This is a genomic window from Maribacter sp. IgM3_T14_3 (genome assembly GCF_049603095.1).
Taxonomy (GTDB): Bacteria; Bacteroidota; Bacteroidia; order Flavobacteriales; family Flavobacteriaceae; genus Maribacter.
Window position 1 is genome coordinate 3,632,710 of record NZ_CP187138.1, and the last position, 19,518, is coordinate 3,652,227.

The following is a 19,518-nucleotide window of genomic DNA, read 5'->3' on the forward strand; positions in this document are numbered from 1 at the left end:
AATGAAAAACGTCCTTATCATTGGCGGAGGTATTGTTGGTTTAAGCACCGCCTATTTTTTAACTAAAGAAGGTTTTGAGGTTACCGTAATAGATAAAAGTGATATCACATCTGGTGCATCTTTTGTAAATGCAGGGTATATAACCCCAAGTCATATAATTCCGTTAGCATCGCCAGGTATGATTGCTAAAGGGATAAAAATGATGTTTAATTCTGCTAGTCCGTTTTACATGAAACCAAGACTAGATGTCGATTTTTTGAAATGGTCTTGGTATTTTAACAAGTCTTCAACAAAGGCAAAAGTTGAAAAGGCGATTCCTTTAATTAAAGATATAAACCTTATTAGTAGAGAATTATTTGCCGATATTAAAAACTCGGGCGATTTAGGCGATTTTCAATTGGAGCGAAAAGGTTTATTGATGTTGTATAAAACTGAAGCTAGTTACTTGCATGAAAAACATGTTGCCGAAAAGGTAGCTTTTGAAGGGCTAGAGGTATCTGAGTTAAACAAAGCAGAACTACATAAATTAGAGCCTAATGTGAATATCGATGCAGAAGGTGCTATACATTATGAATGTGATGGGCATACGACCCCAACAGAGATCATGCCGAAGTTAGTAGCATATTTAAAGAGTAAAGGTGTAGTTTTTAAAACAAATGAAGAGGTACTAGATGTTAAGATTTCTGGAGACCATATAAAAGAAATAGTAACTGATAAAGATTTTTACCAGCCAGATGAGGTTGTTTTAGCTGCCGGATCATGGAGCGGCGAATTGGCTAAAAAATTACAATTAAAGTTACCTCTGCAAGGTGGCAAAGGGTATCGAATAGATGTGAAACGTGAAACAGGTATTTCTATGCCCGCCATATTGATGGAATCTAGCATGGCGGTTACACCCATGAACGGATTTACAAGATTTGCCGGTACGATGGAGTTTTCTGGTTTAAATGATATCATTAGAAAAGAAAGAGTAATGGCTATCGCGAAAGGTGCACATGCTTTTTATCCGGATCTTGAAATGAACTACACCGAAATAAAAAATGTGAAAACAGGGTTACGACCAGTATCGCCAGATGGGTTACCATACATCGGTAAATCTACTAGAATTAAAAACCTAACCATTGCCACTGGGCATGCTATGATGGGGTGGAGTTTAGGGCCCGCTACAGGTAAACTAGTTGCAGAGTTATTGTGTGGTACTAAGACGGCTATGAACATCGCAGCATTTAGCCCTGATCGAAGATTTTAAAGAATGTTGAAAAATACTCGTCGGTAGAGAATTACCATTCACCGACAGTAAACTGCCATTCACCCATAGCAGATAATTTATACGATAAGATTGTCAGACTTTTGAATCTCAAATATTTATGTTATGGACATATTACTTATCGAAGACGATTTAATAGAAGTTATGAAGTTGAAACGTACCGTTTCTAAACTTAACTTAAAGCATTCGATTATAGAAGCTAAAAATGGTGAAGAAGCTTTGGTTTTTTTAAGGTCTGGCGAAAAATTACCAGATATTATTCTTTTAGATTTGAATATGCCTAGAATGAACGGTATTGAATTTCTAGCTATTTTAAAGGCAGATGAATTACTTCAATATTTACCTACAGTTATTTTAACAACCTCAGAAAATAGAGCAGATTTGTTGAAATGTTACCAAGCTGGCATTGCAGGTTATGTAATTAAGCCATTAAAATATGAAGATTACGAGTATAAATTAAACGCTGTTTTAGAGTACTGGAATGTTAATCAACTAGTAAGAGGCTAACAAAAAAGCTCATTTCACAACATTTTTTTCTATTTACGTATTAATTTTCCTACGTTTGAGTGTATTTAAAAAAATCAAATGAAAGGAATTATATTTACCGAGTTTTTAGAAATGGTCGAATCTGAATTCGGTTTAGAGACTGTTGATAATATTATTGAGAAATCAAATTTACCATCAGATGGTATTTATACCTCTGTAGCTACCTACGAATTCAATGAAATGGTAGCACTGATTACCCAGCTTAGCAAAGAGGTAAATCTACCGGCTGGAGATTTAATTTATGCATTCGGACTCTACTTGTTCTCAAGTTTAAAGAATGCGCACCCAGAAGTTATACAAAGCTACAAATCGCCAATAGGGTTATTATATTCTATAGAAGATCATATTCACGTTCATGTAAAAAAGCTTTATCCAGAAGCTGAACTTCCTACCTTTAAAATTCTTGAAAAGACCGATACTTCCATATCCATGATATATTCTTCTTCTAGGGGGCTATATAGATTGGCACACGGTTTAATAGAAAAAGCATTCGAACACTTTAATGGCAAAGCCGATATTACCTATGAACTTCTTAAAGAAGACGGTACTGAAGTAAAATTTGATGTAGTACAACATGGATAATAAAGAAGTACTTCTCTTAAAGAAAGCGCTCGAAAGACAGAAAAAAGCGCGTCAACAAGCTGAGAGCATCTTAGAACAAAAATCTAAAGAACTTTACGATGTTACCAGTCATTTAAGGGAAACCAATAATAAACTTGAAAATTTACTGAGTGAAAAAACCTCAGAACTCGATGGTATTTTTATAAATATAATAGATCCTTACGTAGTAATGGATCTTCAGTTCAATGTTATAAACATGAACAGGTCTGCCAAAGATTTTTTAGGTTTTGACCATTTAGATAAATTGGTAAACCTTTCTGAATTTGTACATCCAGATTTTTTAGCCTACACCCAAGAGTCCATGAGTTCAATGATGGAAGTTGGTAGCCTAAAAAACTATCGTGCAAAGATAATTCTTCAAGGAGGTATTGAAAAATGGATTCAGATAAATGCTAGTCTTGTTTATGATAAACATAGAAGACCTATTGCCGCACAAGGTATTATAAGAGATATTTCACAAGAAACAGAAGTAAAAAGACTCGTTGCAGAACAAAAAGCGCAATTAGATATTATCGTTGAGAACTCTCCATTAGGTATTGTGTTATCTGTTGATGGAAAAATTGTTAAAACCAATAGTACTTTTGCAAATATGCTTGGGCATAAGGAGTTAGCGCTTAAAAATGTTTCGTTTAAATCTATTTCTGTACCAGAAAATGAATTAGAAGATAATCTTTCATTAGATAAAATGTGTGCCGGTAAATTAAAAAAATTTACTGAAATCTGGAAATTTAAGAAAAACGACGGTTCTACCATTATGGCAAAAACCATGATGACCGCTATACACGACGAACATAGAAAAAAAGATTATCAGGTTGCCATTATAGAAGATATCTCTAGCCAATTGGAAGCCGATAGAAAATTAAAAGCTTCTGAAAATAGATTATCTGCATTGATTTCGAACTTACAGACAGGGGTGTTATTAGAAGATGAAGATGGTAAAATTGCACTGACCAATCAAATGTTCTGTAATATATTCGGTATTAAAGATAGTCCAGAAAACCTTATAGGTTTAGACTGCGCAGAATCTGAACAAGAAAACAAGAAATTTTTCAAAAAACCTAAGGCATTCGTTAGTAGAATAGAAGAGATTCTTGCTAAAAAAGAGCCTGTTCTAGCCGATGAGTTAGAGATGATTGACGGTAGAATTTTATCGAGAGATTTTATTCCTATTAAACATGAAGGTGATTATAAAGGGCACTTATGGGCTTATCAAGATATAACTATAAGTAAAAATTACAGAAAAAATTTAGAGACACAGCGAGAAAAATATAGTAGCATTATCGCTAATATGAATTTAGGTTTGGTTGAGGTCGACAATGAAGATTACATACAAATGGTTAACCAAAGCTTTTGTAATATGAGTGGCTTTGAAAAAGAAGAACTTATTGGTAAAAAAGCTTGTAACGTTATACAACTTAAAGACTCGAATATAATTGAAAAGAAAAATCAGAATAGACTAGAAGGTAAATCTGAATCTTACGAAGTCGAAGTAATCGGTAAAAATCAGAATATAAAACACTGGCTTATTAGTGGAGCACCTAGGTATGATGATACCGGTGCTGTTATAGGCTCTATTGGTATTCATCTAGATATTACAGATCAAAAACAATTAGAAATTCAGAAAGAAAAGTTGCTGAGCCAATTAGAAAATAGTAATCAGGGTTTGCAAGAGTACGCCCATATTGTTTCTCATGATCTTAAATCGCCACTGAGAAGTATAAGTGCATTGGCAACTTGGCTGAGTGATGATTATAAAGATGTTTTAGATGAAGGTGGTCGACAGAATCTTGAGCTTATGCAAGAGAAAGTTGCTTCTATGGATAAATTGATCCATGGTATACTTGAATACTCTACAGCCAATAGTTCTGCCTTAGATGATTCTAAAGTCGACCTAAATACGGTTATAACCGACATAGGCGAAACAATATATATACCTGATCATGTTCAATTAGTAGTACCCAAGTCATTACCGACGATAATGGCAGATAGAATTAAAATGCACCAGGTTTTTCAAAATATAATCGGTAACGCGGTGGTGCATATTGAAAGAGAGATTGGGCTTGTAGAAGTACTCTTTAAAGATGAAGGCGAATTCTGGCAATTTACTATTAGTGATAATGGTGTTGGTATACCAGAAGAATATCATAAAAAGATTTTCGATATATTTCAATCTATAGGTAATGATGAAAGATCAACCGGTATAGGGCTCTCCATCGTAAAGAAAATTGTAGATCGTTACCAAGGTAGCGTTTGGGTAGATAGTGTAGTTGGCGAAGGCACCCAATTTCATTTTACAATAAAGAAAAACCATAACTAAAGATTCATAAAATGAAAATAGTTCAAGGAATAAAGGAATCTAATAAATCTTTTGTACTTAACGATTCAATAAAACTAAATGAACCTTTGGTGTTGGTCTTTGGTAATAGATATATGTTAGAAAGTGAACATATATATGATGAAGTAAAAGAGTTGTTTCCGAAAGGGCATATTGTATTTGGTACAACCTCTGGTGAAATTATAGATGATACTGTCTTAGACGGATGCGTTGTTTTAACAGCTATTGAATTCGAAAAAAGTTCAATACTGGTAAAAAGAAGTAATGTTGCAGATTTTCAAAATGATGATAAAACATTAGGACAAAATTTAATAGCAGAATTCCCAAAAGAGAATTTGAAACATTTATTTGTAATATCGGAAGGTAGTACCGTTAATGGAAGTGCTCTTATTGAAGGACTCGAACATTTAGGTAATACACATTTCGGACTCTCTGGCGGATTATGTGGAGATGATGATCGTTTTGAAAGAACATTGGCATCTTACAATGAAAACCCCAAAGAAGGGGAAATAATAGCTATAGGTTTTTATGGTGATACCTTAGAAATCACAAGTTCTAATTATGGCGGTTGGACTACTTTTGGTCCAGAACGTATTATTACAAAATCTGCGGGTAACGTACTTTATGAGCTAGATGGTAAACCTGCATTAGATCTTTACAAAACCTATTTAGGTGAAAAAGCAGATGAGTTGCCAAAGTCTGCATTGCTATACCCGTTGAGCGTTAAGGTGAGCGAAGATGCTGAACCTTTGGTGAGAACGATTCTTAGTATAGATGAAAAGGAGAATACTATGACACTTGCAGGTGACATTCCAGAAGGAGCAAGGGTTCAATTAATGATGTCTTCTGTAGATGATATAGCAAATGGAGCTTTTCATGCAGCAGAGCTCGCTATGGGTGGTAGAAAAAAATCTCCAGAGCTTGCCTTATTGATTAGTTGTATTGGTAGAAAGTTGGTCATGGATCAACGTACCGAAGAAGAAATTGAAGAAGTTAAAGCTGTTATAGGAGACGATACGGTAATAAGCGGATTTTATTCTTACGGTGAAATGGCACCTTTCAGTGGTCAAGATAGTTGTAAATTGCACAATCAGACCATGACTTTAACCTTATTTAGCGAATAATGCACTCCCTGTTAAAAAGACAAATCCGAAAATATTTACCTGAAGATCTAAAGGCGCATCCAGAAATGGAAAGTTTTTTAGAAGCCGTCGAAAAATCTTATGAGAATTTTGATGATAAATTTTCTATGCTCCATAGAGCTTCAACGATAAGTTCAGATGAACTATTTGAAGCCAATAAAAGCTTACAGAAAGAGGCATCACAACAAAAGAATATCCTTGTTTCTTTAGAAAACGCTATACGTAGTTTAAGAGAGAATTTGAATGATGAAAAAGATATTAAGATTCAAGACGAGTTTAATACAGAACAACTCGCAACTTACATAAGTAATTTGGCATCTCAGGTTTCTGCGATGTCAACCGAAAAAGATAAACTTCTAATTAGTTTAGAAAATCAGAATGAATCTTTAAATAATTATGCGCAAATGGTATCGCATGATTTAAAATCGCCCATAAGAAATATCAATGCGTTAATGAGCTGGATTATGGAAGATGAAAAAGATAAGTTTTCTGATGGTAGTAAAGTAAATTGTTCATTGGTATCTGAAAATCTTGCCAAGATGGATAAGCTTATTAGTGGTATACTAAAACACGCCACAATGGGTGAAACAGAAGAGCACAAAGTAACTTTTAGATTAGAAGATAGCCTTAGAGATATAGAAAAAACAATTTACGTACCTGAAAACATAACTTTTGAGTATGATAAAGAATTGCCAGAAATGTTCTTTGAAAGAGCACGATTAGAGCAATTGTTCATGAATTTATTTACCAACGCTATAACGGCGACCGAGCATTTAGAAAATGGAGTTATAAAAGTTGGTTACGAACCAGATGATACTTTCTGGAAATTTAGTGTTTCAGATAATGGCAAGGGAATACCAGAAAAACATCAAAAAGGAATTTTTGAAATGTTTAAAAAGCTAGAGACAGCTAATAATGCCACTGGCATCGGACTTGCAATTGTTAAGAAAATTGCGGTACTTTATGAAGGCGATGTTCGGTTAGAATCAGAAGAAAACGTTGGTACTACGTTTTATATCACATTAAAAAAGAATTCATGATAGAACAACCTAACCTTAATTATGTAGACGAGCTTGCTGGTGACGATATTTCTTTTAGAAATCAGTTTCTTGATATTATTAAAAACGAGTTTCCTTTAGAAAAAGAAGAGTATTTTGGTCATGTTAAAAATACGAGAGTAAAAGAAACTGCCGAAATCGTTCATAAGCTAAAGCATAAGTTCAATATTTTAGGAATGGAAAATTCTTATAAGCTAGCAGTAGCTTATGAAATGGAATTATTGGAAGGCAAGCACGATAGTCAATCTAAATTCATTGAAGTATTAGATACTATTGAAAAATACATTAAAACAATATAAATGAACTGTATTATAATCGATGATGAAGCCACGGCTAGACTAGTTGTAAGACAACTATGTTCAAAAATACCTGAGCTCGATGTTATTGAAGAATTTGACAATGCCATTTCTGCAATCAAATTTTTAAATCAACAAAATATTGATGTTATTTTTCTAGATATTCATATGCCAGGTTTTAGTGGTGTCGATTTTATACAAACACTTAAAAATCCGCCAAAAGTGGTTATGACTACTTCAGATACCGATTTTGCCTTAGCTGCTTATGAATATGAATGTATCGTTGACTACTTAGTAAAACCGATCACGTTAGAGCGCTTTGAAAAAAGTATAGAAAAAATTAAGAATACTTCTGCTAAAAAGCCACAAACGCAGGCAGCAACACAACAAAATTCATCTGAAGGTGAAGATTTGTATATTAATATTGACAGAAGGTTGATTAAGTTGAAACTCAATGAAATTTTGGTTATTGAAGCCAAAGGCGATTACATTGATATTAAAACAGAGAAAGAAGAACATAGGGTACATACTACCTTGAAAAAAATAAAAGATAAATTACCTGAAAAGTTATTTATTCAAATACACCGATCGTATATTATCAACTTTACCAAAATTATTGATATTGAAGATAATAGTGTACTTATTGCTAAAAATGTGGTGCCTATTAGCCGCTCTAACCGCCCAGAGTTAATGAGGCGATTAAATTTGCTTTAAGTTTTTTAAACTAATATCTACCAATTTTCGAGGTAAATCTTTTTGAATATTTCTGCTAACTGATCTTTGTTTACGGGCTTTACCACATAACCTGTAAGCTCTTCAAAACTAGATGCTCTTTTTACATCGCTTTCGCGCATAGATGAGCTGACCATGTAGATATTAATGTTATTAATAATTTTAGGCTTTAATTTTTTGAATTCATTTAAAAAGCCCCAGCCATCTAAAAATGGCATATTTATATCTAAAAATATAACTTCAGGTAGTTCAACCTGCTCTTCAGTACATTTTGAGATATATTCAACAGCTTGTTCTCCGTCTGTAAATGTCGTAACCACCAATTCCTTTGATATTTGATGTATGGTTTTTTCCATTAAATACAAGTACAGTTCGTCGTCATCGACTAGTAATATGTTCGGTTTTGTATTCATTTTTCGAATATTAATTTAAATGTAGTTCCTTGGCCTACTTTACTATCTATTGTTATTGTTGCATTTAGTGCTTCTAATTGAGATTTAACCAAAAAAAGTCCCATTCCTTTGCCAGAGATATTTCTATGAAAGCGTTTGTATAACTTAAAGACATTATCACCATGTCGTTCTAAATTTAATCCTATTCCATTATCTCGTACATACAACACCTTTTGTTTGTTTTCTATTGCAGATTCAAATTGAATATGTGAATCGACATTGTCGCGTTTATATTTAATTGCATTGGATATAAAATTATGAACGATACTTTGTAAATAGAATTTTGAATATGAAATATGATTCCAAGCTTCTAAATTTAGTAGTACCTCAAATCCGCTATTATCTAAAAGTGTTTCTGTAAATTCATTTTTTACTTCGAGTATCAATTCTTTCAAATTGATATCAGTAATTTTTATTTCTTTAGTATCAAGTATAGCTACATAGTCGTTGATGTCTTCAGTTAAATGAGTTATACTTTTGGCAACATCATCAAGTTTAGGTAATAATTGATGTAATACTTCTGGGTTTTTTTCTTTCTGTATCATTTCAACAATTACAGACATGCTTGTAACTGGTGAACGTAGATTATGAGAAATTAAATAGTTGAAATCACTTAATTGCTTATTTCTAATTTCTAAGCTATTGTTCATTTCATTGACCATTACATTATTCTCCTCTAATTGGTCTTTACTTCTGGTTAATAAGATGTTCTTACTTTCCAGCTCTTTATAGAATTGCTCTTTTTCTAATTTCTTTTTTTGAAAAATATAGCATAGCGTTAATAGACTAATAATTGAAATAATATTAAAGGTTAACAGGCTTTTAAAGACAGGCTGTAATTCGGCTTTTACTATTGTTCGAGGTATTTCCAAGGCCAGAAGCCAATTAGACGGGGTTACTATTTTTGTTGGTAAATTTGATATAGAACCAAACGTAAATGTTGCTCCATTTAAATTAATAGATTGCTGCGACCATATATGACCATTTTCAACAAAAGTGCTGTCTCGATTATGGCTTATTAATGTAGTTTTTAAAATACCCTCTATGGTACTAATTTTATTTCCTAATTCATAGGGTAAATCTTCTTTTATAGTACTTGAACTTATAACTCTGTAATCCTCATCTAACAAATAAACATTTTTGTCTTCAACTGTGGATTTCATTTGGTCCAAAAAATTTTTCATTTTAAAATTAATGACCACTAAACCTATTTGATTTTGTTCATTATCAAAAATAGGAGCCACAGTTCTAATAACTGGTTTATAAGGTTTTTCAATTACGCCATTTTCTCTATTTAAGCTTATTTGAGAAAGAAATATTTGATTTCTTTTTAATTGTAATCCTGCTTTTACATAAGGTTGGTGTTTTTTATTTTGTAAAGCGCTAATTATAATAGAATCGTTTCCAACCCGTTCGGCTCTAAAAATTTCTTTTCCTTCTAAATCTATAAAGCGAAATTGATCATAAATAGTAATATATTCAATAAGTTCTAGATAAGAGCTTAAGAATGAGGAATGCTCTTCTAAAGGATCAAAATTCTTTGGATATTTTAGACTAGCCCAATAATTGGTATTACGTAAAAAAGAATGGCATTCTTCTTCAAAAGAAACTTTCTTCATCGTGGTTGCACGAATCTGACGCTCCGTAATATTTTCAATTTGTTTTGCCTTTTGGGAGTAATATAAAAAAAGGGTAAGTACAAAAAGTGGCACATAAAGGCCAATAAACATTTTTAAAATTCTTTTCCACATATAAGTTCAGTTAGAATCTCATTTTCATAAACTTGTGCTCAATTTGGAAAATTTTTTACCTACGCTAAAATAAGTAAAATTCTTACATTTATCTTGTATTATAAAGACTTTTTTATAAAAAATGTGATGTTATTACCTACTAAAACCCAGCGGACTGTAAGAACTTATACGTTGGATTCGTAGTATTACTTTTTTACAATTGAATAGGGTATAAAAAGGTTCAAAATATTCGATTTAACTTATTGATCTAAATTTAACTTTTTGTGGAATAATGGTTTACTTAGAAACAACCATTTTGCTTTTATCCCGATTTCGGTAAACTCGAATCCGGCTGCTGTGGCAGAGGCGATATTACTATACTTGCCATATACATTTAAACTAAATCGTTTCGAGAATTGACGTTGTACAGAAGCTTCAGCCCTAAAAATAGCCGTTTTAGCATCATCCTCTACTTGTTGAATACCTGTGGCCGCACTAGCCATATAGGTCGTTCTTTCTGAGATGTTACCTCGTATATCTGCAAATAATTCGACTGCTTTGTATACTTCTGGACTAAAATAAATGGTAGGTACTTGGTCTTTAAAAGTAATATATTGAAAGTTAACCCCCATTTTTAATGCAGGTTTACGCAGTACGTTATAGTATAAAGAAGTAAATAATAAATTTCTAACGTTGTTATCGCTCTGTTGGGTGTGCATTAGTTGCGTATACCATCCAAAATTTACATTAGTACCAAGGTTATAATTAAGTCCGTAATGGTTTTGTACAATTTCACGTTCTATTAATTCAGCGTTAAAACTCTGTACTTCTCTTTGATACCCAAGTGTTAAGTTTTGCAATTTAAAAGGTTGCATGTCTAATTTAATATCTAAAACCGGTTGTGTATATGCATCATCTAAAAACCTAGAGTTGTTTAAACCTAGTACCGTCTTTAGCACCGTTTTCGGAAATAATTTGTATTGTAAGCCGGCCAATAAAACATGAGAGGTTGCTTTATTATCGGTAACACTATTCTCTGTCGTTCTAAAAAAGTAAGAAACCGTAGTTCTAAATTTTGTACTAAAAGGGACATCAACGGTAGTATTGGTAAAAAATGCGACATTATTACCATTGTCAAAAGTATAGGCTGCATGCTCTTCAATGGTAGGTGTATGCATTAAATTTAGCTTCTCAATAAAGCCTTTGGCATCCTTTTGATTTTCATAAAATTTTAGTGTTTGGTTCGCCATAAAGTAAGCTGGTAAAATTTTGTCAGATGCGAATAATGCATTTGCCTTACCTAAGTTACCATCAAAAGAAGCGCTGTCATTAACTAGGATTCTATCATAACTTTCAACACTAGATTTTGCATCACCGGTGTATAACCCTAAGGTGGCTTTTAAAGCCAAAATCCAATTTTTATTAGGGTAATGAACTTCTAGACTATCAATCTTATTTCTGGCAGAAATAAACTTTCTGTTCCATATTAAAGCTTGAACATAGCGATCATAAGTGCTTTCGGTTAATTTAATATCATCAATTTTATCAACCTTTACTGTAGCTGTTTTAGAAATAATAAGTGCCTCTTTATCATTTTCATCGATATGTTCTGCCAGTGCGATACCGTTTAAAGCCGTAATAGAATCTTTTGGGGTAGTTGCATATCTAATATAAATATTTTTTGCCTTGTCTGCCTCTTTTATAATGAGATACAAGTTCGCCAAATTGATTAATACATCTTTATCTTCAGGAAAATCTTCAAAAATCTTTTTTAAAGTTTGCTCTCCTTTACCATATTGCTGATTGTTTACAAACTGATTTGCATAACCTAAACGCATAAATTTTCGAGAGACCTTTGCACTTGCATTTTCTGGATCTAGCGCAATTGCTTTTTCAACCCAACTTAATGCCAGTTCATATTCTTTTAAATTACTTAAGGTATTGGCATACCCTAATACTGCACCGAATTTAGTCGGAAATTTTTCTACCAAATCTGCATACAAAGGTTTTGCTTGTTCATACTCTTTCGCCCATAAATAAGATTCGTTGTAATTAATTAAAATTTCAAAATCACCAGGGTAGTCTTTTAAAAGGTCAGCGAACAAACCAGTTGATTTTTGTGGTTCTCCACTCAAACCAACTGCACGACCATAACAGAGCAATGCCGTTTTATTATTTGGGTCTGTTTTAAGATAGTCACCAAAAAAAAGTTCTGCTTCTTGAAAATCACCTTTCTCTAATAAACCAAAGCCTTTGGTCATATCAGATTGTGCCTTTAAGAAGGATGAGGTTAACAGAATAAGGAATACTAAATTACGAATCATTCAAAGTGAGATTAATACTACAAATACCTAACGGTAATTATTGCGATTTATTTGTCTTTTTCAATATTGTAAAGATAAAATTGACTTCACCATTACCGAAGTACGATAATTGCTATTCGTCTACAGTAAATGGTCAACGACCTAAAGCCCTTATAATTTAAGGTTAGCCTTTATGATATTTGATGTAGAACCAAGTCAATATTTAGACTTAAAAAAATATGATTATGACAGCTATTAGACTAGTACTATATAACATTTCTCCTGAAAAATTATTTATTGGAAGCGTACTTGTCGTAAATGGTGGTAATTATCTATATAATCTTATTTTGGGTAGATTGCTTGGTCCGGCTGTATATAGTGAGGCTGCTTTGCTAATTACTTTCCTATTGGTGCTTTCTTTTTTAGGTATGACTTTTCAACTTGCTACCGCTAAGTTTGCAATCTTGTTCAGCAATAATGATTGGGTTGCTTTAGAACAAATGCTCTATAAATATGCTTTAGGTTTTGGTTTACTAATAGGTATTCTACTATTTGCCTTTGCAGATAACTTACAAGAATTATTTCATACAGAATCTTCTCTGTTATTTAAAACCTTTGCCGTATCGGTGCCTTTATATTTTTTTGTGTCGGTCAATAGAGGTAAATATCAAGGCAAGCAAGATTATCAGAAATTATCGCTTACATACCAAGCAGAAATGTGGGGAAGATTGGTGGTTACACTTGCTTTATTGTGGGTAGTGCCTTTTAAACCAACTTTTTTAGTAGCATTAGGTATCTCATTGTCGTTTGTTTTCGGGTTGATTCCTACCGATTTTAATATAAAGAGAATCATTAAAAAGGTTAAGTTGTCTAGAGAAAATAAAAGAAAAGTAATGACTTTTATAGCACTGACCGCCTGTTATGAACTAACCCAAATTATAATAAATAATAGTGATATTCTTTTAGTAAAACACTATTTCGATACCTTCAACGCCGGACTCTATTCTTCTTTAGCCTTAATTGGTCGTGTCGTTTATTTTGTCGCTTGGATGTTCGTAATGCTATTATTGCCTACCGTTGTTCAAAAACAAAAAGATGGAGAAGCAACAGCTCCTATATTAATAAAATATGTTAGTTATATTGGGCTATTAGCTATCGCTATAATTTTCTGCTGTGCGGTTTTTCCTGAATTCATAGTTCAATTAATGTTTGGCGAAGCTTATGTTTCAATGGCACCGTTGTTATGGCAATATGCCTTGGCGACTTCTTTATTCGCAATTTCAAATATTTTTGCCTATTACTTCTTGTCGCTAGATAAATATATACCTGTAATACTTTCTGGAGTTTTGGGTATATCGCAAATTGTCATGATCATGTTCTTTCATAGTACATTATATATGGTGGTACAAGTTCAAATAATAGCCATGGTTGCTTTGCTGGTGGCTCAACTACTATATTTTGCTCATAATAACATACTGAACAAGACCTCTTAATACTTTAATATTAGGTGAGTCTAGCCCGAAGAAATCCCCCATCTTCGGGCTTTTTCAATTATTATAGTTTCAGATTATTTAAGAAGAATCAATTGTATTACCGATAAATCAATTTTAAGAATGGCTTAACCAATTAGAACTTCCATTCGTCTACATTAAGCTTTCATCCACCTAAAATCACCCCAAAATACTTCATCATTGTTAGATATTTGTAGAAGAAATAGCCCAATAGTATTTTAAACCTTAACCTATGAAACTTGCAATTGTAACCGCCTATCCACCAAGTAAAGTAACATTGACCGAATACGGTTATCACTTGGTAAAGCATTTCAGACTTCAAAAAGAAGTAACAGAAATTATCTTGATCACCGATAAGACTGAAGGTGATAAGGATTTAAATTTTAATGAAGACGGATGCAAGATAAGCGTTAAGGAATGTTGGAATTTTAATGATTATAAAAATATCTTTAAGATTAACCGAGCTATTTCACAAACAAAACCCGATGCTGTACTTTTTAATCTACAGTTTTTAAAATTCGGAGATAAAAAAATACCAGCAGCACTTGGTTTATTGCTACCCTTAATGTGCAAGCTAAAAGGTATACCTACTATTTCTTTACTACATAATATATTAGAGCAAGTAGATTTAGAGCATGCTGGTATTACTTCAAATAAAGTGATGCAAAAAGTTTACAATGGTATAGGCAATGTATTGACAAGGTTTGTATTGGCTTCAGATATTGTTGCGGTAACTATTAGTAAATATCAATCTATTTTAGAAAATAAATATCAATCTAGAAATGTGGCTTTAATTCCGCATGGCTCTTTTGAAACTCCCCCAACCCCAGATTATAGTTTACCTGCAGGACCAAAAAAAGTAATGGCTTTTGGTAAGTTCGGTACGTATAAAAAGGTTGAGATTATGATCGAAGCGATAGAGTTAATTAGACAACGTACCAATGAAGATATAGAAATTGTAATTGCAGGTACAGATAGCCCAAATACACCGGGGTACTTAGAAAGTATGAAAAACAAATATGCTCAAGTAAACCAGTTAGTTTTTACAGGTTATGTTGCAGAAGAAGATGTACCGGTATTATTTGGTGATAGCGCTGTAGTTGTTTTTCCATATACATCAACAACTGGTAGTTCTGGTGTATTGAACCAAGCTGGTAGTTATGGTAAAGCCGTTGCGTTGCCAGATTTAGGTGATCTTAGTATACTGGTAAAAGAAGAAGGTTATAAAGGAGAGTTTTTCGAACCTGAAAGTGCAACTTCATTGGCAGATGCCATAGAAAATATTTTAATGCATGATTCTTATAGAACATATTTGGCAAAAGCTAATTATAGGGCAGCGTGTTCTTTTCCGATGGAAGATATTACGAAAATGTATGTAGAATATTTTAAAGTATTACAAGTTGCAAAACTTAAGGGGTTCACTTTAGATGTAACCATGGTAGAAAAAGAATTAATGGCATAAACTTTTTGGTTAGGTTTTGTGAAAAAGGGGATAGTGTGGTTAGCTATTCCCTTTTTATTTTTTTATCTAATTGTGTATTTTCTCCTTTTACTAATACTTTATTATTATTATTTTATTTTCTATCAAAGGTGTATTTTAACGATTACGCTGGTTTTTAGGTAGAGAAGAGGCGTTTGGCTACAATATTTATAAAATTACAATTATAATTTTTTACTTGAAAACTACAATTTTTACAAAAATATACGTTATATGTAGGTTAAATCTTACTTACGTAAACCATGAAAATACTAACCATTGATGATCAACAGCTTATTTTATTGTCTGTTGAGAAAAGACTTACCGAATTAGGTTATGATGTAAAAACTGCCGATTCTGGTCAAAAAGGAATAGAAGTATATGATTCGTTTGAACCAGACTTAGTTCTTGTTGATATAAATATGCCAGATATGTCTGGTTTAGATGTTGTTAAGCATATTAAAGGAGGTTCTAAAAAAGAAACCCCAGTTTTGGTGATGTCTGGTAATACCGATGAAACCATTATTACCGATGGCTTTACTTTAGGCATCGACGATTACATGAAAAAACCAGTGAGTTTGTCTGAAATGGCGGCTCGTATTAAAAGGTTGATCGGCGCACCAGTTATAGAACTGAATGCTCAAGAGTCTACTAGCGCTAGAATGTTGCAAAAAAATTGTGTTGGGGTTGTTATACCTTGTTATAATGAAGAAGAACGCCTTTTAGGTAAAGAGTTCAGAGACTTTGCACACAGTAACCTTGGCTACCATCTTTGTTTTGTAAACGACGGTAGTACCGATAAAACCTTAGAAGTTTTAGAAGAATTAAAGAAAGGCAACGAAAGCAATATAAGTATATACGATTGCGAGAAAAATGGTGGTAAGGCCGAAGCGGTTCGCTTAGGTATGCTACTCTTGGCAAAAGACCCTCAATTAGATTATATCGGATTTTTAGATGCCGATCTGTCTACCGATTTTAGAGATTTTGACGATTTAGTTGAAACCTTAGATAACTCTGAATTTAAGATTGTTAGTGGCTCGAGAATGAGTAGAATGGGTGCGGATATTACTAAAGAATCTGCGCGAAAGGTTATTAGTATGACTATAAACCTGATTATTAGAACCATTTTAAGAATGCCATTTAATGATACCCAATGTGGTGCAAAAGTGATGGATCGCTCAGTAGTTCCTTTACTTTTTAGTAAACCTTTTATTACCAAATGGTTGTTCGATGTTGAAATGTTCATACGAATGAGAAAGTATTATGGTAAAACAGAAGCGAAAAAACTTATTTGTGAGCAACCATTAAAAAGATGGATACATGCCGATGGTTCTAAACTATCCATGAAAGATTCTGTAAAGATCGTTGGTCAGTTGGCAAAAATCGCTTTTGTCTACAGATAAAATAAGTACTACCGAACCCACGAAAACCCTATCAAATTCATGACAGCAATTAAATTAGCTTTAAAGCGTATCTCCCCAAAACATTTGTTTATGGGCAGTGCTTTGCTGGTAAATGGCGGTAACTATTTATACAATTTACTTTTAGGTAGATTGCTTGGTCCTGAGGCTTTTGCCGATGCCGCACTTTTAGTGACATTACTTTTAGTGTTGTCTTTTGTTGGTATGACTTTTCAATTGGCAACCACAAAATTTGCTGTGTTATTTACAGATTATACCTGGATCGCATTTAAGAATACTATGTATAGATATGCTTTGGTATTCGGTGTATTTACTGGAATTCTTGTACTTATTTTTTCTAAAAATTTACAAGCACTCTTTAATACGCAAAACCATTACATGTTCATGATATTCGCTGTGGCCATACCCTTATACTTTGTTATGAGTGTTAACAGGGGTAGGTTTCAGGGTAAGCATGACTTTGGTAAATTGGCAGGTACCTACCAAACAGAAATGTGGAGTAGGTTATTGATCACTTTTGCCTTATTGTTATTGTTGCCCTTTGAACCAGGAATGTTAATTGCAGCCGGTATTGCACTTTCTTTTGTATTCGGACTTTTTCCGTCAGATTTTAAAGGTGTTCAAGTTTTTTCAAAGGATAAATTAGCTGCGGTAGATTTAAAACAAGTCTGGATTTTTATTGGTCTTACGGCTGGTTATGAACTTACACAGATTATTATAAACAATAGTGATATTCTATTGGTCAAGCATTATTTTGATGATAAACAGGCTGGCTTGTATTCATCATTGGCATTAATCGGTAGGGTAGTGTACTTTGTTGCTTGGATGTTTGTAATGCTATTAATGCCAACAGTCATTCAAAAACAAAAAGATGGTGAGCCAACGGCTCCGGTACTTTTTAAGTATGTATTCTTTATTGGTGGCTTATCGACCTTTATAGTTTTTGTATGCTTTCTGTTTCCGAATTTGATTATTACGTTAATGTTCGGTGACGCGTATTTGTCTATTGCACATTTACTTTGGAAGTATGCTTTGGCGACATCACTATTCGCAGTATCTAATATTTTTGCATATTACTTTTTGTCGTTAAATCAATATTCACCTGTCATATTATCAGGATTGTTAGGCTTTTCTCAAGTAGCACTCATCATGCTTTATCATGATAATCTTGAAACCGTGGTTCATATGCAGATTATAGCCATGGTCATATTATTGGTAGCACAGCTACTATTTTTCATCATCAAGAATAAAAAGGATTCATCAGCCTTAAAAAAACAAAATAATTTGGTTTAGCACGACTATGCCAACACAAAATAACCCTGTATACTAAAATTTATTTCAAATGAAATTAGCAATCGTAACCGCCTATCCGCCTAGTAAAGTAACTTTAACAGAGTACGGTTATTACTTGGTAAAACACTTTAGACTTCAAGAAGAAGTGACCGAATTAATTTTGATCACCGACCGAACCGATGAACCTAAAGATTTAAACTTTGAAGAAAGCGGTTGTAAGATTACGGTAAAGGAATGTTGGAGTTTTAATAGCTACAGTAATATCTTTAGCATTAGCAAAACTATTTCGCAAACCAAGCCAGATGCCGTTTTATTCAATCTTCAGTTTTTAAAATTCGGAGATAAGAAAATACCGGCTGCACTAGGGCTAATGCTTCCATTTATTTGCAAATCTAAGGGTATACCGACTATTTCACTTTTACACAATATTTTAGAACAGGTTGATTTAGAGAATGCAGGTTTTACTAAAAATAAGCTGCTACAAAGTATCTATAATTTTATAGGCACCACGTTGACAAAGTTTGTATTGGCGTCAGATATACTTGCTGTTACTATTAGTAAATATGTAACTACGCTTGAAGATAAGTACAAGGTTAAGAATGTAGCTTTAATTCCGCATGGCGCTTTTGAAACTCCGCCAGAGCCAGATTTCAAACTTCCGGCTGGTCCAAAACAGGTAATGGCATTCGGTAAGTTCGGTACGTACAAAAAAGTAGAGATTCTTATTGAAGCCGTAGAAGAAATTAGAGCTCGAACCAATGAAGATATAGAAATCGTTATTGCAGGTACAGATAGCCCAAATACCCCTGGTTACTTAGAAGAAATGAAGCAGAAATATAGCCATGTACCTCAAATTAGGTATACAGGTTATGTAGCAGAAGAAGATGTGGCGAAAATATTCGGTGAAAGCGCAGTAACTGTTTTTCCATATACCTCTACAACAGGTAGTTCTGGTGTATTGCATCAAGCTGGTAGTTATGGTAACGCTGTTGCCTTACCAGATTTAGGTGACCTAAGTGTTTTGGTTAAGGAGGAAGGTTATGTAGGCGAATTTTTTGATGCTCATGATACTTCATCTTTGGCAAATGCCATTGAGAAAATTATTACCGATGATGCTTATAGAATTCAATTGGCGAAACAAAATTATAAAGCGGCATGCTCTTTACCAATGTCTGCAATTACTCAAATGTATATAGATTACTTTAAGGCAATCCAGAAATCGAAAGAAACCGGTTTCAATATTGATATATCAACTATGGAGAAGAAATTGGTTCATTAAGAATCGATATGGTTAGTATTTTGAAGGCTGGTGTGGTAACCAGCCTTTTTTTATG

At 33.2% G+C, this 19,518-nt stretch carries 16 protein-coding genes; 13 read left to right on the top strand and 3 right to left on the bottom strand.

What is annotated here, in order from left to right:
• Nucleotide 1: 1 nt before the first annotated feature.
• The 8 genes from ACPF9A_RS16285 (at nt 2) to ACPF9A_RS16320 (ending at nt 7,979) form a co-directional block, all read left to right on the top strand.
• Nucleotides 2-1,249: an NAD(P)/FAD-dependent oxidoreductase gene (locus tag ACPF9A_RS16285; protein WP_423998522.1), complete on the top strand. Its 1,248-nt coding sequence runs from the start codon at nt 2-4 to the stop codon at nt 1,247-1,249.
• A gap of 123 nt (nt 1,250-1,372) precedes the next feature.
• Nucleotides 1,373-1,774 (top strand): response regulator, encoded by a 402-nt coding sequence (locus ACPF9A_RS16290; RefSeq protein ID WP_423998523.1) that lies wholly within the window; start codon nt 1,373-1,375, stop codon nt 1,772-1,774.
• 78 nt (nt 1,775-1,852) lie between these two features.
• Entirely contained in the window at nt 1,853-2,395 is a 543-nt protein-coding gene (locus ACPF9A_RS16295) for a heme NO-binding domain-containing protein (protein ID WP_423998524.1), read from the top strand.
• Nucleotides 2,388-4,751, top strand: coding sequence for a PAS domain S-box protein (locus ACPF9A_RS16300; protein ID WP_423998525.1), 2,364 nt, complete (start codon nt 2,388-2,390; stop codon nt 4,749-4,751). Before ACPF9A_RS16295 ends, ACPF9A_RS16300 begins: the two co-directional genes overlap by 8 nt.
• Nucleotides 4,752-4,762: 11 nt before the next feature.
• Nucleotides 4,763-5,893 (top strand): FIST signal transduction protein, encoded by a 1,131-nt coding sequence (locus ACPF9A_RS16305; protein ID WP_423998526.1) that lies wholly within the window; start codon nt 4,763-4,765, stop codon nt 5,891-5,893.
• Complete coding sequence (locus ACPF9A_RS16310) at nt 5,893-6,951, top strand: sensor histidine kinase (RefSeq protein ID WP_423998527.1); 1,059 nt, start codon at nt 5,893-5,895, stop codon at nt 6,949-6,951. Before ACPF9A_RS16305 ends, ACPF9A_RS16310 begins: the two co-directional genes overlap by 1 nt.
• Nucleotides 6,948-7,268: an Hpt domain-containing protein gene (locus ACPF9A_RS16315; protein WP_423998528.1), complete on the top strand. Its 321-nt coding sequence runs from the start codon at nt 6,948-6,950 to the stop codon at nt 7,266-7,268. The genes ACPF9A_RS16310 and ACPF9A_RS16315 overlap by 4 nt, the downstream gene beginning before the upstream one ends.
• The gene (locus tag ACPF9A_RS16320; RefSeq protein WP_423998529.1) at nt 7,269-7,979 is read left to right on the top strand and encodes a LytR/AlgR family response regulator transcription factor; all 711 of its coding nucleotides are present in this window, start codon (nt 7,269-7,271) and stop codon (nt 7,977-7,979) included.
• 17 nt (nt 7,980-7,996) lie between these two features.
• On the opposite strand, the gene ACPF9A_RS16325 is transcribed toward ACPF9A_RS16320, so the two are convergent.
• The 3 genes from ACPF9A_RS16325 to ACPF9A_RS16335 all read right to left on the bottom strand — a co-directional run bounded on the left by ACPF9A_RS16325 (nt 7,997) and on the right by ACPF9A_RS16335 (nt 12,503).
• Nucleotides 7,997-8,410 carry a response regulator gene (locus tag ACPF9A_RS16325; protein ID WP_423998530.1) on the bottom strand — a complete coding sequence of 138 codons (414 nt, stop codon included), beginning with the start codon at nt 8,408-8,410 and terminating at the stop codon, nt 7,997-7,999.
• Nucleotides 8,407-10,200 carry a sensor histidine kinase gene (locus ACPF9A_RS16330; protein WP_423998531.1) on the bottom strand — a complete coding sequence of 598 codons (1,794 nt, stop codon included), beginning with the start codon at nt 10,198-10,200 and terminating at the stop codon, nt 8,407-8,409. Before ACPF9A_RS16330 ends, ACPF9A_RS16325 begins: the two co-directional genes overlap by 4 nt.
• Before the next feature lie 239 nt (nt 10,201-10,439).
• Entirely contained in the window at nt 10,440-12,503 is a 2,064-nt protein-coding gene (locus ACPF9A_RS16335) for a tetratricopeptide repeat protein (protein WP_423998532.1), read from the bottom strand.
• A 224-nt stretch (nt 12,504-12,727) separates the two neighbouring features.
• On the opposite strand from ACPF9A_RS16335, the gene ACPF9A_RS16340 reads away from it, so the two are divergent.
• The 5 genes from ACPF9A_RS16340 (at nt 12,728) to ACPF9A_RS16360 (ending at nt 19,463) form a co-directional block, all read left to right on the top strand.
• A complete protein-coding gene (locus ACPF9A_RS16340; protein WP_423998533.1) occupies nt 12,728-13,975 on the top strand; it encodes an oligosaccharide flippase family protein in 1,248 nt (415 codons plus the stop codon).
• 250 nt (nt 13,976-14,225) lie between these two features.
• Entirely contained in the window at nt 14,226-15,455 is a 1,230-nt protein-coding gene (locus tag ACPF9A_RS16345; RefSeq protein WP_423998534.1) for a glycosyltransferase, read from the top strand.
• 278 nt (nt 15,456-15,733) lie between these two features.
• Nucleotides 15,734-16,873, top strand: a complete 1,140-nt coding sequence (locus ACPF9A_RS16350) for a response regulator (protein ID WP_423998535.1) — start codon at nt 15,734-15,736, stop codon at nt 16,871-16,873.
• A gap of 39 nt (nt 16,874-16,912) precedes the next feature.
• Nucleotides 16,913-18,184 carry a sugar isomerase gene (locus ACPF9A_RS16355; protein ID WP_423998536.1) on the top strand — a complete coding sequence of 424 codons (1,272 nt, stop codon included), beginning with the start codon at nt 16,913-16,915 and terminating at the stop codon, nt 18,182-18,184.
• Nucleotides 18,185-18,233: 49 nt separating this feature from the next.
• Nucleotides 18,234-19,463 carry a glycosyltransferase gene (locus tag ACPF9A_RS16360; protein ID WP_423998537.1) on the top strand — a complete coding sequence of 410 codons (1,230 nt, stop codon included), beginning with the start codon at nt 18,234-18,236 and terminating at the stop codon, nt 19,461-19,463.
• The last annotated feature ends 55 nt before the right edge of the window (nt 19,464-19,518 follow it).